Genomic DNA, 13,680 nt, shown 5'->3' on the forward strand with positions numbered 1-13,680 from the left:
TTATAAGTTTTTTGTTATTTGTTGAATAAATTTATTGTCTGGGAAAAATTCTTTGCTAATTACTTTTATTATAGTGTATAAAGGAACGGCAATAATCATTCCCATAATACCAAATAAAAAGCCTGCAATCAATATGACAAGAAATATTTCTAAAGGGTGAGAACTTACACTTTTTGAAAAAATGATTGGCTGAGAAAAATTATTGTCTATTACTTGTACAATCCAAAAGCCTATTAATACATAAATGGTAGTGGGCAAGATTTCGGATTGAAAGTCGGAACCCAAGTTGCTAAGCATTGTTAAAACTGCGGCTAAGATTGAAGCAATTAAGGGACCAATATAAGGAATGATATTTAGAATAGCACACAAAAAAGCAATTACAAATGCGTCTGGGATTCCAAAAATAAACAATACAATAGTATATAATATGAAAACGATGAAAAGTTGGATTAGTAAACCTATAAAATATCGAGAAAGCAACGTGTTTATTTTTTCAACAGAGTTTAAAATTTTTTCTTCGTGAGAGTCCGGGATAAGTAGTTTTGCTCCTTTTACAAATATAGATCTGTCTTTAAGAAAGAAAAATGTAATGAAGAGAACAGAACCAAGACCCATACCGAAATTACTAATTGTTCCTACTACAGAATTTAAAAAATTAGGTATTATATTTAAATTTAGTATTGATTTATAGTTTTTAGCATCAAAAATAGTAGCAGTGTCTATGTGATGTTGCTCCAAAAATTGGTTTAATTGTTTGAAAAGTTCTAAACTATTCTTTTCAATTTCAATTGTATTCAAAAGAGATAAATTTTGCCCTTGTGATATAATCAAAGGGATGAACATCATTACAAAACCAAATATAATTAGAATATAAATTATTAGAACGGTAATGGATGCAAAAACATGCTTGAATTTTAATCTTTTTTTGAAAAAATCTAAAATAGGTAATCCAATTAAGGTTAGTATCAATGAAACTATTAGATAAATTAATACGTTTTGAATTTGGTACAGAAAATAAAGAAGTAAAGTAGTTAAGATTAAAGTAGTAACTGCTCTTAAAATCCCATTTGCAATAATTTTGGATGTTATCATATCTTTTATTTGGTTATAAAGATAAAAAAACTCGCTAATAAGTAGCGAGTTTTTCATTCTAATAACAAATTAAATCAAATTCCCAAAGCAATTAAATTCCGAAAGCAGCTCTTGCTCCTCCAGAAACAAATAATGCGCTCATTCTTGATTTCTGACCATTTGTGAACATAAACATTCCTCTATCGTCAGTGTAATCCATATAGTTCATTGTCATTTCATTATGAGCAGGAAGACATGTACTTACGTATGGATAAACAGGTACTCCAAAGTTTGAAGTTTTAGCAACTGGAGTATCAGAAACTAAATCATCTCCGCAAGATGCATCTCCCCAAATATGTCTTAGATTCATCCAGTGGCCAATTTCGTGACTTGCAGTTCTTCCTAAATTGTATGGATAATTTGCTGTACCTGATAAACCAAAGTATTTTGAATCTATTGCAACTCCATCAGTAGCAGAAGAACCTCCTGGGAATTGAGCATAACCTAGGATTCCTCCACCAATAGTACAAACCCATAGATTAAGGTTTGTTGTAGGAGATGTTGGATCTAGTCCACCTTGTTTTGTTTTTTTCATGGCATCTCTAGTTCCCCATGAACTTTTTGTTGTTGATTTTCTGTTGATTTTTACTAATTCAAATGTAATACCAACATTTGCGGCTACTCCTGCAAATTCTGCTGGCGTATTTGCAAAATCAGGGTTTGTTGCAGTAAAATCTTTGTTTAATACATCAATTTGCGATTGTATTTGTGCATCCGAAATATTTTCTGCTGCAGTTCTGTACAAAACGTTGACGACTACTGGAATTACAACTTTTCCATTTACTAAACGTTTTGTCAATAAAGCGTTTTGAGTAAAAGCTTCAATTTGGTTCATTCTAATAGCCAAAGTTGGGTCGGCTTTCAATTGCGCTTCCAAAACGTCTTGTGTAGCACATTTTCGTTGGGTAATTGCATTTGTAGAATCGTTTTGTGATTCAGTTTGCTCGTTTTGACAAGCAAACAACATTAGACAAGCCGCTGCTGATAAAATTAATTTTTTCATAATGGTAATCATTTTGTTAAATAAAAGTTTGTTTGGTTAATTATTATGCAATTTTATAACAAAAGATTAATTTTTTAAAATTTATTTAACAATAATTTTACGTGTTTTTATTAATTAGCTGGTTTTATTGACTTGGGCAATAGTAATTTGGGGGTAATTACGTAGCTTTATACATACTAAATTAAATCAGATGTCCTGTTTTTAGTTTATTAAATATAAATTAATACTTTTTTACTTGTTAAAATATTTATATATAAAACATTAATTTTTACTAAAAGAGAGTTAAAGTATTGAAAAGAGAATTTTTATTTTGACGAAATTAATTTGAGAAAACGTAATTTATTATATTGGCTCCCATTTTTAAAGCTTTTTCACGAACTTCTGAAGGGTCATTATGGACTTCAGGATCTTCCCATCCATCACCGAGGTCGCATTCATATGTATATAGAAGTACTAATTTATTTTCGACAAATATCCCAAACGCTTGAGCTCTTGTCCCGTCATGTTCATGGATTTTAGGCAAACCATTTGCAAAAACAAAAGGTTTTTGAAATATTGGATGGCTTGACGGTATTTCAATTAAATTGTTATTTGGAAATATTTTTTTGATTTCCTTACGAATGTATTGATCCATTCCGTAATTATCATCGATATGCAGAAAACCACCACCGAATAAATACTTTCTTAAGTTTGTTATGTCACTTTCACTAAATACCACATTACCATGTCCTGTCATGTGCACAAATGGATAGGAAAAAAGATCTGGACTGCTAGGTTCAACAGTTCTGGGTTTCGATTTGATTTTTGTGTTTATATTGGCATTACAATATTTTATTAAGTTTGGAAGTGAAGTTGGATTTGCATACCAATCGCCACCACCACTATATTTTAGCAACGCAATTTCTTGTGAGAAACAGGTTAAAGAAGAGGATAGTAGGAATAAAAATAATGCCTTTTTCATAAAATATAATTATCGTATTGAATTTTAAAATCTAATCCTCATTAGTAAAAACAACACTGTGGCAGGCAACTACTGCAGCAGTTTCTGTTCGTAATCTTGTTTCGCCTAAAGAAACTGGAATGTAATTATTTTCTAATGCTAATTCTATTTCTTTGTTCGAAAAATCACCTTCTGGACCTATTAAAATGGTGTAATCCGTTTTGGGCTTAAGTATAGATTTTAGAGATTTTTTATTTGTCTCTTCGCAATGAGCCATTAATTTTTCTCCTGAGTTTTCTTTTTTTATAAATTCTTTCAACGAAATAGCAGGATTTAATTTTGGAAGATACGTTTGATTGCATTGTTTCATTGCCGAAAGAATGATTTTTTCAAACCTGTCTTGGTTTATTATTTTTCTTTCAGAACGATCACATATAATTGGAGTGATTTCATGTATTCCAATCTCGGTAACTTTTTCAAGAAACCATTCGTAACGATCGTTCATTTTCGTAGGAGCAACTGCAAGATGCAATTTGTGTTTTTGTGCTTCCGTTTTTTGTATTTCTAAAATTTGAACGGTGCATTTATTATCAGAAGCTAATGTGATTTCAGTTTTAAATAAAAAGCCTAAACCATTGGTTACATATAGTATGTCGTTGTCTTTTTTACGTAATACTTTAATAATGTGCTTGCTTTCTTCTTTATCAAAAGAAAAGGTTTCGGTCGTTTCGTTTATTGTAGGGTTATAAAATAATTGCATAATTTAAAATTGTATTCGTGCTTTTGAAACAACTTCTGCGGTTTCAAATTTTTGGGATAAAAACTTTTGATAACCTACAATTCCAATCATTGCAGCATTATCGGTAGTATATTCAAACTTAGGGATGTATGTTTTCCAACCGTATTTTGTTTCTGTTTCTTTCAAAGTATTTCGAATTCCAGAATTGGCCGAAACTCCTCCGCCAATTGCAATTTGTTTGATACCAGTCTCTTTAACTGCCATTTTTAATTTATCCATCAATATTTCTATAATAGTGTATTGAATGGAAGCACAGATGTCGTTTAAATTTTCGGTTATAAATTCAGGGTTTTCATTTTTTTTCTTTTGGATAAAATAAAGAATAGCTGTTTTTAAACCAGAGAAACTGAAATCCAATCCTGGTACTTTTGGTTTTGTAAAAGGAAATGCTTTTGGATTCCCTAGCTGTGCATATTTATCAACCAAAGGACCGCCTGGGTAGGGAAGTCCAAGTATTTTGGCACTTTTGTCAAATGCCTCGCCCACAGCATCGTCTGTTGTTTCACCTATGATTGTTAAATCAAAAAAATCATCAACCCGAACAATTTGGGTATGTCCACCACTTATTGTTAACGCAAGAAATGGAAAGCTAGGTTTGTCAAAGCCATCTTCATCTATAAAATGAGCCAAAATATGGGCATGCATGTGGTTTACTGCAATAAGAGGTATTTGTAAAGCCAATGCTATTGATTTTGCGAATGAACTTCCAACCAAAAGAGACCCCATAAGTCCCGGACCTTGCGTAAAAGCAATTGCAGATAGCTGTTCTTTTTTAATGTTAGCTTTTTTTAAGGCAGCCTCGATTACTGGAACTATATTTTGTTGATGTGCACGAGAAGCAAGTTCAGGTACAACACCTCCATATTGATTATGAATTAACTGATTGGCAACAACATTTGACAATACTTTGTCGTTACATAATACTGCAGCGGCAGTATCATCACACGAACTTTCTATGGCAAGTATATAAACCTCTGGAATTTGCATATGAAAAGATGATTTTTGAAGTATATTTGATGGATTACTATAAAAATAGTATTTTTACAGCTGTGCCAAAATTAAAGATTTTTTAGTTAAGGTATTACCATTTCCAAAGGCAAATTATTTATTTGTACTAAAAAAACAAAAAGCGACTCTTATCAAAAAGATTAAAAAAATAGTATTCCGCAGTCTACTTGGACTAATTTTACTTTTGTTAGTACTTTTTATAGCCCTTAGTTTACCTTTTGTTCAAACTAAGCTGGCTCAGTATTTCACGAATAGTATCAATGAGGATTATGGTCTCCATATGGATATTGATGAAGTGCAGCTTACCCTTTTTGGAGGTGTAAAACTAAAAAGAGTATTGATTATAGATCATCATAAAGACACTTTGATTTATGTTAAAAGATTGAATACTTCATTGTTGGGTGTCAAAAAGATTTTAGATGGAGATCTAATTTTTGGAGATTTGGCGATGGATGGTGTTCTTTTTAATTTAAAAACCTATAAAAAAGAAAAAAAGTCAAATCTGGATTATTTTATTGATGCATTTGGCACGAGTAAAACGCCTTCCAAGAAACATTTTTTATTAACAGCTTCAAGTATTGATTTGTCCAATGGTCGATTTATTTTGAGTGATGAAAATCATGAAACCGTAAAACCTGTCGACTTTACAAGATTGAATATATCTGTTACCAATTTTAAAGTATATGGTCCCGAAGTCTATGCTAATATTCAAAAAATGTCTTTTTTGGATCATAGGGGGTTGTATGTGAAAAGCTTAAAGGGGAATTATAGTTTTACCCAACAGCATATGATATTGGATAAAATGGAAATTGAAACCAAAGAATCCAGTATTAAAGGTTATGCTGCTTTGAACTATGAGATTGAAGATTTTTCTGATTTTCAAAATAAAGTCGAATTTGATGTTAAGTTAAAATCAACAACATTATCATCCAATGATATTCGTTTTTTTTACAATGAATTAGGTAAACATCAATATTTTAAACTAAGATCGCATATTACTGGACCTTTAAATAATTTGAAATTTCTCGATTTATATCTAAGAGATAATAGAGGTACTAAAATCGTTGGCTTTATAAATTTTAAAAACCTTTTAGGGACAAAAGATCAAAAATTCTATATGAATGGAAAGTTTGATCAATTGGATGCTAATTATGATGATTTGGTAAGTATATTGCCGAATGTTTTAGGTAAAAAGCTCCCTATTATCTTAAAGAAATTTGGGGATATTTCATTAATTGGAAACACCCAGGTTACAACCACCTCAATCCATGCCAATCTTATGGCAAAAACTGCTTTGGGTGCTGTGAAATCAAAATTCATCATCAATAATATGGATCAAAGTGACAAGGCAGCTTATGTTGGTTATGTTGTTTTGGATGATTTTAATATTGGAAATTTATTGGATAATAAGGATTTATCCAAAGTTAGTTTAAATATTGATGTCGATGGGCATGGTTTTTCAGAAAAGTACTTGAATACTTCTTTGAAAGGTATAGTTTCGAATTTTGCATATAATGGTTATAATTATAAGAATATTACTGTAAATGGGGATTTTAAATTGCCTTTATATAAAGGATCAATTATAGTGAACGATCCAAATTTAAAAATGAATTTTGATGGATTGGTTGATTTAAGCAGAAAGGAAAGTCAATACGATTTTCAAATTAAAATTGACAAATCGGAATTGAATAATCTGAATTTTGTGAAGGATTCTATTTCTAAATTTAATGGTGATATTATTGTCGATGTACAGGGGAATTCTATTGACAATATGCATGGTAATATTTATGTTAATAATGCTACTTATGTCAATTCAAAGACTGCCTATCAATTTAACGATTTTAATCTAAATTCAAGTTTTGATGATAAAAGAATCCGAACTATAAAAGTAACGGCTCCTGATATAACTAATGGTACGGTTGTGGGAAAATATAAATTTTCTGAATTAAAAGGGTTGGTTACAAATTCGTTGGGAAGCCTTTATACAAACTACAAACCGATTCCGGTTAAAAAAGGACAGTTTTTGAAATTTAATTTTGAAGTTTACAATAAGATAGTCGAAGTATTTTTCCCTGAAATTCAGATAAGTGAAAATACTATAGTAAAAGGGAATATTAACTCGGATAATAATGAATTTAAATTCAATTTTAATTCTCCAAATATAAAAGCTGCAGATAATTCTTTTGATAATATTAGGGTTAATATTGATAATAAAAATCCATTGTATAATGCCTACATTGAGTTGGATAGTATTAAAACAAAAAGATATAAAATCCGTGATTTTAGTTTAATAAATGTCACTTCAAAAGATACTTTGTTTTTTAGGACTGAGTTTAAAGGAGGTTCAAAAGGGCAGGATTATTTTAATTTGGACTTATATCATACTATTAATAAGGAAAATAAAAATGTAATCGGCTTCAGTAAATCAGAAATTAAATTAAAGAATAGTTTGTGGTTTTTGAATGAGGCGAATCTAGCCAACAATCGTTTGGTTTTTGATAAAAAGCTAACAGAGTTTAAACTGGATGATTTTATACTTTCCAATAAGGAGCAAGAAATAAAGCTGGATGGGGAGTTTAAGGGCAATTATTACAAAGATATTAATGTCGAATTCAAGAATTTTGACATCAATGCACTAACCTCGGCCCAACAGAGTTTTGCTATTTATGGAAATTTAAATGGAAAAATTAATTACAATCAAAATAAACAGGTCTATAAACCTACGGCATCATTACGCATTGATAGTTTGAAAGTCAACGATCATGATTTGGGAGTTTTAAATTTTGACATACAAGGAGATGAAAATTTTAGAAAATTCACCTTGTTCTCTACTATTGAAAATAAAGATTTTGAATCTTTTAGTGCCGATGGGACTTTTGAGATAGTAAACAAAGAAACCTTGTTTGACTTGAATTTAAAATTTGATAAATTTAATTTGGCAACATTAAGTTCCTTGGGAGGAGATGTTATTTCAAATATAAGGGGATTAGTGTCTGGAAATGCAACTATTGGAGGTACTTTGAGTAAACCAGATGTCAATGGACGTCTGTATGTTAATGGTGGAGGATTGGCAATACCTTATCTTAATGTCGATTATGCATTGAAAGAAAAAACTATTATTGATTTAACAGGTGAAAAATTTCTTTTTAGAAATAACACTTTAATAGATACAAAATACAACACTACGGGAACTTTAAATGGAGTAGTGGAACATAAGAATTTTTCGGATTGGAAATTAGATTTGGCTATTAATTCAAAGAGGCTCCTTGTGTTGGACACTAAAGATAGTGAAGATGCTGCTTATTTTGGAACGGCATTTATTGACGGTAGCGCAACAATTAAAGGACCTGCAAATAGTTTATTTATTAAAGTTGATGCAAAATCTGAAAAAGGTTCGGCTCTTAAAATACCTATTAATAGTGCAGAAAGCGTAAGTGAAAATAGCTTTATTCATTTTATAACCCCGAAAGAAAAATTCAATTTGCAAAAAGGAATTGTTGATAAAACAAAGAATTATAATGGACTTGAATTAGAGTTTGATCTTGAAATCACACCCAATGCGGAGGTTGAAGTTATCTTGGACAGAAGTTCGGGACACGGAATGAAAGGACGCGGAAATGGTACACTTCTGTTTAAAATTAATACACTCGGTGCTTTCAATATGTGGGGAGATTTCTTGCCTTATGATGGTACTTATAATTTTAAATATGGTGGATTAATCGATAAGAAATTCAAAGTTAGAAAAGGAGGTTCTATTATTTGGGAAGGAAACCCAATGAGAGCCCAACTGAATTTAGAAGCGGTTTATAAGACATCGGCAAACCCTGCCTTGCTATTAGAAAATTCAAGTGTCAATAAAAAGGTTGATGTTGAAGTCATCATTGGGATTCGAGGTGATTTGTCACATCCGGAACCCGATTTCATGATTGATTTCCCTACCATAACAAGTGTTTTAAAATCAGAGCTTCAAACAGAATTAGCTGATAAAGACGTAAGGCAAACTCAGGCATTGTACTTATTGTCAACAGGGAGTTTTTTGGGTAGAGATGGATCCAGTCAAGCTGTTGCATCAAGTATGTACGAAACCGCTTCAAGTATGTTGGGAAATATAGTTCAATCAAATAATGAAAAATTTGAAATGAATTTTAATGTTGTTTCACCGGACAATAGACCAAGCACCCAAACGGATGGTAGAGTTGAAGCAATCGTTACTTCTCAAGTAAATGAAAGAATTACAATAAATGGTAAAATTGGGGTGCCTTTTGGGGGCGTTAATGAATCTGCTATAGTAGGAGCTGTCGATATTAAATATAGAGTAAATGATGACGGATCTTTTAATTTCCATGTTTTCAATAAAGAAAATGATTTAAATTATATAGGACAAGATATAGGCTATACTCAAGGTGCTGGTATTACTTATGAGGTGGATTTTGATACTTTTAGAGAGTTGGTCGATAAAATGTTTAAAAGTAAAAAGCTAACGATAGGTAAAAAAAATAAAACAAAAGATGATAACTCTGATTCCAATTTGAATCCTGATATCATAAATTTTACAAAGCCCAAAGAACCTAATTCGGACAAGCCAAAAGTTAATCAGGATGCTGTACTTCCAGAGGATGATTAATGGTAATTGGTTATAAATAAGTAGCTTATGCCTTTTTTCAAAATTTTAGCTAACTTTATGGCTAGATTTTGTTTTCCACTTTATTCATTAATTTTATAAAGTCTGTTTATTTCTTTTCGAAAAATAGATAAATAGCTCGTATTTCCCCATTTTCCGACAGTTTCGGATTTTCAAAAAGGAAATAAAAAATAGTCCTTTTTGAATTAAAAAAACTTATCAACGAAAACGTTTGAATTTCAGTTATTTTATTAAAATGTTAGAAAGCACCCCCAAAATATCTTTGATATATGCTAAATTTACACTTTAATACTTAAAAAAATGTCAAAAACAATAAAAAAGATAGGTGTACTTACCTCTGGAGGAGATTCTCCAGGAATGAATGCCGCTATTCGTTCTGTTGTGCGAACATGTGCTTTTCATAACATAGGATGTGTTGGTATCTATAGGGGTTATCAAGGAATGATTGAAGGGGATTTTAAGGAAATGGGACCCCGAAGTGTAAATAACATTGTAAACAAAGGAGGGACTATTTTAAAATCTGCTCGATCAATTGAATTTAGGACTCCTGAAGGAAGAGAAAAAGCACATAAAAATTTAGTAAAAGCAGGAATTGATGCTCTGGTAGTAATAGGCGGTGATGGTTCTTTTACAGGAGCATTATTATTTAATTCTGAATATAATTTTCCGGTCATGGGAATTCCTGGGACCATTGATAACGACATATTCGGTACAAGCCATACTTTGGGTTATGACACCGCTTTAAATACAGTTGTTGATGTAATTGATAAGATCCGTGATACGGCAAGTTCTCACAATAGATTATTTCTTATTGAGGTAATGGGGCGTGATGCTGGTCATATAGCTTTAAACGCAGGAATTGGTGCTGGAGCTGAAGAAATTCTTATTCCAGAAGAAGATTTAGGATTGGATCGTTTGTTAGACTCTTTAAGAAAAAGTAAAGCTGCAGGAAAATCTTCAAGTATAGTGGTTATCGCCGAGGGTGATAAAATAGGTAAAACTGTTTTTGAACTAAAGGATTACGTAGAATCAAATTTTCCGGAATATGATGTGCGTGTATCAGTGTTAGGACATATGCAACGCGGTGGTGCCCCATCTTGTTTTGATAGAGTTTTGGCCAGCCGACTAGGAGTAAAAGCTGTTGAATGTCTATTAGATGGCAAATCAAATTTTATGGTTGGATTATTATGTGATAAAATTGAATTAACGCCTTTAGAACAAGCCATCAAAGGACATACTGAAATAGATCGAGAATTACTTCGCGTTTCAGATATTATGTCCATTTAAAAGTAAAAAAATAAAACAAAAAAATAATTTAAATTTAATACAATGTCAAAAGTAAAATTAGGAATAAACGGATTTGGTAGAATTGGAAGAATTGTCTTCAGAGAAACTTTCAATAGAGACAACGTAGAAGTAGTTGCGATAAATGATTTGCTAGATGTAGATCACTTAGCTTACTTATTAAAATATGATTCAGTTCACGGTCGTTTTAATGGAACTGTAGAAGTAAAAGAAGGTAAACTTTATGTGAACGGAAGAAACATCCGTATTACTGCTGAGAGAAATCCAGCTGATTTAAAATGGAATGAAGTTGATGTTGATGTAGTTGCTGAGTGTACAGGTATCTTCACAACTATTGAAACTGCAAATGAGCACATTAAAGGTGGTGCTAAAAAAGTAATTATCTCGGCCCCATCTGCAGATGCTCCGATGTTTGTAATGGGAGTAAACCACGAAACTGCAAAAGCTTCAGATCTTGTTGTTTCTAATGCTTCTTGTACTACAAACTGTTTAGCTCCTTTAGCTAAAGTTATCCATGATAATTTTGGAATTGTTGAGGCTTTGATGACTACTGTTCATGCAACAACTTCAACTCAAATGACTGCTGACGGTCCTTCTAGAAAAGACTGGAGAGGTGGACGTGCTGCAAGCATAAACATCATTCCTTCATCAACTGGTGCTGCTAAGGCTGTTGGAAAAGTTATTCCTGATTTGAATGGAAAATTAACAGGTATGTCTTTCCGTGTTCCTACTGCTGACGTTTCTGTTGTAGATTTAACTGTAAAAGTAGCCAAAGAAACTTCTTATGAAGAAATTATGGCTGTTTTGAAGAAAGCTTCTGAAACTTCAATGAACGGTATTTTAGGATTTACTGAAGATGCTGTTGTGTCTCAAGATTTTATTTCTGATAAAAGAACTTCAATCATTGATGCTACTGCAGGAATTGGTTTGAATTCAACTTTCTTCAAGTTGGTGTCTTGGTACGATAATGAATATGGTTATTCAAGTAAATTAATTGACTTGGCTGTTCATATCTCTTCATTGAAATAAAATTTATAATTTTACAAAATCCCATTAAGTGAAATTAATGGGATTTTATTTTTTTGTTCTATTGAATGTTTTTCTCACTAGAAGTGTTTAAAATAAGGAACAAAATTCATAACCAATAAACCAAATAATATGAAATGAGCATGAGCGTAAATTGGTTACAAGTGCCAATGAAGATATGCGAATTACATATGACCGATAAAAAACAATAAATATCTACATATGAAATTAATAGTTGATAGTGGTTCTACTAAAGCAGATTGGATTGCAATAGATGATGACGGGAAAGTTATGTTTACCACACAAACGTTAGGTTTAAATCCAGAAATTCTTGATAAAAATGAAATTCTCGATCGATTAAATGATCGGTTTGATATATCACAAAATAAAAAATTAGCCACCCATTTGTTTTTCTATGGTGCTGGTTGCGGAACAGATAGAATGAAAATTTTTCTTTCTCAGGTTTTTAAAGAATATTTTTCAAATGCTATTGTAGTTGTTGAAGAAGATACTTATGCAGCTGTTTTTGCTACTACACCAAAAGGGGAAAAAGCAATTGTTAGTATATTAGGCACGGGTTCAAACTGCAGTTATTTTGACGGTAAAGTTTTAGAACAAAGAGTACAATCATTAGGCTATATTGTTATGGATGATTGTAGCGGAAACGTTTTTGGAAAAAATTTAATTAGAAAGTACTATTTTAATAAAATGCCAAAAGAATTAGCAGAAGTTTTTGAAAAAGAGTATGATGTGGACCCTGACTATATCAAAAGTAAATTATATAAAGAACCTAATCCGAACGCCTATCTTGCAACTTTTGCAAAATTTTTAATTCAGCATAAAGAACATGAATTTTGTAGAAAAATAATTTTTAAAGAAATGAAATCTTTCATTAAGAATTACATCAAGCAATTTGAAAATTGTAAAGAAGTACCTGTACATTTTGTAGGTTCTATCGCTTTCTATCTAAAAGATGAATTAGCTGAAATTTTTGAAAAATACGAATTGCAATTGGGTAATGTATTAAGAAGGCCTATTGATGGATTAATCGCTTATCATATTGCAAACAAATAATTATATGGAAATTGCAATTATTGCCCATGACGGTAAAAAAGAAGATATTGTTAAATTTCTAATTAAAAACCGTGAAGTGCTTCAGCAAGAAAAAATAAATTTTATTGCAACTGGAACAACTGGAGGAAGAGCGGAAGCTGCCGGTTTTAAAACCAGAAGAATGCTTTCTGGGCCATTAGGAGGTGACGCACAAATTGCAGGAAGAGTTGCTGAAGGTAAAACGCAAATGGTTTTATTCTTTAAAGACCCTCTTTCAAGTCATCCGCATGAGGCAGATGTTAATATGCTAATACGTGTTTGTGATGTACACAATGTGCCGTTGGCTACTAATGAAGCAACAGCACAATTGTTGATTGATGCTATAGCACAGCAATCATAGATATTTCGACATTTACATTTTTTGGCAAACATGCCACTTGAACCGTTTCACGAGCTGGAGCGGTTTTTTCGTTAAAATAAGATCCATAAACGGTATTAATACTTCCAAAATCGTTCATGTTCATAATGAAAATGGTAGTTTTTACCACGTTTTCAAAAGTCATTCCAGCTGCCTCGAGAACGGCCTTCATGTTTTCCATCACCTGTTTGGTTTCCGATTCTATATTGTCTACTACCAACTCCATTGTTACTGGATTCAATGCGATCTGGCCGGAAGTGTATAAAGTATTTCCTTTTAATACAGCTTGATTATAAGGTCCAATTGGTGCTGGGGCATTTTCGGTGTAAATTATTGTTTTCATAACCTATATATT

The 13,680-nt window shown here is 31.7% G+C and carries 11 protein-coding genes; 5 read left to right on the plus strand and 6 right to left on the minus strand.

Features of this window, described 5'->3' with window-relative positions; all coding sequences use genetic code 11:
• The 5 genes from DOS84_RS12415 to tsaD all read right to left on the minus strand — a co-directional run bounded on the left by DOS84_RS12415 (position 1) and on the right by tsaD (position 4,860).
• Positions 1 to 1,149, minus strand: coding sequence for an AI-2E family transporter (locus DOS84_RS12415; protein WP_341537933.1), 1,149 nt, complete (start codon positions 1,147 to 1,149; stop codon positions 1 to 3).
• A gap of 34 nt (positions 1,150 to 1,183) precedes the next feature.
• Positions 1,184 to 2,134, minus strand: a complete 951-nt coding sequence (locus DOS84_RS12420; RefSeq protein ID WP_111410507.1) for a zinc metalloprotease — start codon at positions 2,132 to 2,134, stop codon at positions 1,184 to 1,186.
• A gap of 319 nt (positions 2,135 to 2,453) precedes the next feature.
• Positions 2,454 to 3,095 (minus strand): DUF4159 domain-containing protein, encoded by a 642-nt coding sequence (locus DOS84_RS12425; protein WP_111410438.1) that lies wholly within the window; start codon positions 3,093 to 3,095, stop codon positions 2,454 to 2,456.
• Positions 3,096 to 3,126: 31 nt separating this feature from the next.
• The gene (locus DOS84_RS12430) at positions 3,127 to 3,834 is read right to left on the minus strand and encodes a 16S rRNA (uracil(1498)-N(3))-methyltransferase (protein ID WP_111410439.1); all 708 of its coding nucleotides are present in this window, start codon (positions 3,832 to 3,834) and stop codon (positions 3,127 to 3,129) included.
• Between the two features lie 3 nt (positions 3,835 to 3,837).
• Positions 3,838 to 4,860, minus strand: coding sequence for a tRNA (adenosine(37)-N6)-threonylcarbamoyltransferase complex transferase subunit TsaD (gene tsaD, locus DOS84_RS12435; protein WP_111410440.1), 1,023 nt, complete (start codon positions 4,858 to 4,860; stop codon positions 3,838 to 3,840).
• Positions 4,861 to 5,065: 205 nt separating this feature from the next.
• Between tsaD and DOS84_RS12440 the strand changes: the two genes are divergently transcribed.
• From DOS84_RS12440 to DOS84_RS12460, 5 genes are all read left to right on the plus strand, one after another.
• Entirely contained in the window at positions 5,066 to 9,505 is a 4,440-nt protein-coding gene (locus DOS84_RS12440; protein ID WP_111410441.1) for a translocation/assembly module TamB domain-containing protein, read from the plus strand.
• A gap of 318 nt (positions 9,506 to 9,823) precedes the next feature.
• A complete protein-coding gene (gene pfkA / locus DOS84_RS12445; RefSeq protein ID WP_111410442.1) occupies positions 9,824 to 10,810 on the plus strand; it encodes a 6-phosphofructokinase in 987 nt (328 codons plus the stop codon).
• 42 nt (positions 10,811 to 10,852) lie between these two features.
• Complete coding sequence (gap, locus tag DOS84_RS12450) at positions 10,853 to 11,857, plus strand: type I glyceraldehyde-3-phosphate dehydrogenase (protein ID WP_111410443.1); 1,005 nt, start codon at positions 10,853 to 10,855, stop codon at positions 11,855 to 11,857.
• 219 nt (positions 11,858 to 12,076) lie between these two features.
• Positions 12,077 to 12,928, plus strand: a complete 852-nt coding sequence (locus tag DOS84_RS12455; protein WP_111410444.1) for an N-acetylglucosamine kinase — start codon at positions 12,077 to 12,079, stop codon at positions 12,926 to 12,928.
• A gap of 4 nt (positions 12,929 to 12,932) precedes the next feature.
• A complete protein-coding gene (locus DOS84_RS12460) occupies positions 12,933 to 13,307 on the plus strand; it encodes a methylglyoxal synthase (RefSeq protein WP_111410445.1) in 375 nt (124 codons plus the stop codon).
• Here DOS84_RS12460 and DOS84_RS12465 read toward each other — a convergent pair.
• Positions 13,288 to 13,668, minus strand: a complete 381-nt coding sequence (locus DOS84_RS12465; protein ID WP_111410446.1) for a RidA family protein — start codon at positions 13,666 to 13,668, stop codon at positions 13,288 to 13,290. The two genes, DOS84_RS12460 and DOS84_RS12465, sit on opposite strands and share 20 nt — an antisense overlap.
• Between the last annotated feature and the right edge of the window lie 12 nt (positions 13,669 to 13,680).

It is taken from the genome of Flavobacterium aquariorum (assembly GCF_003254745.1).
GTDB classification, from domain to species: domain Bacteria; phylum Bacteroidota; class Bacteroidia; order Flavobacteriales; family Flavobacteriaceae; genus Flavobacterium; species Flavobacterium aquariorum.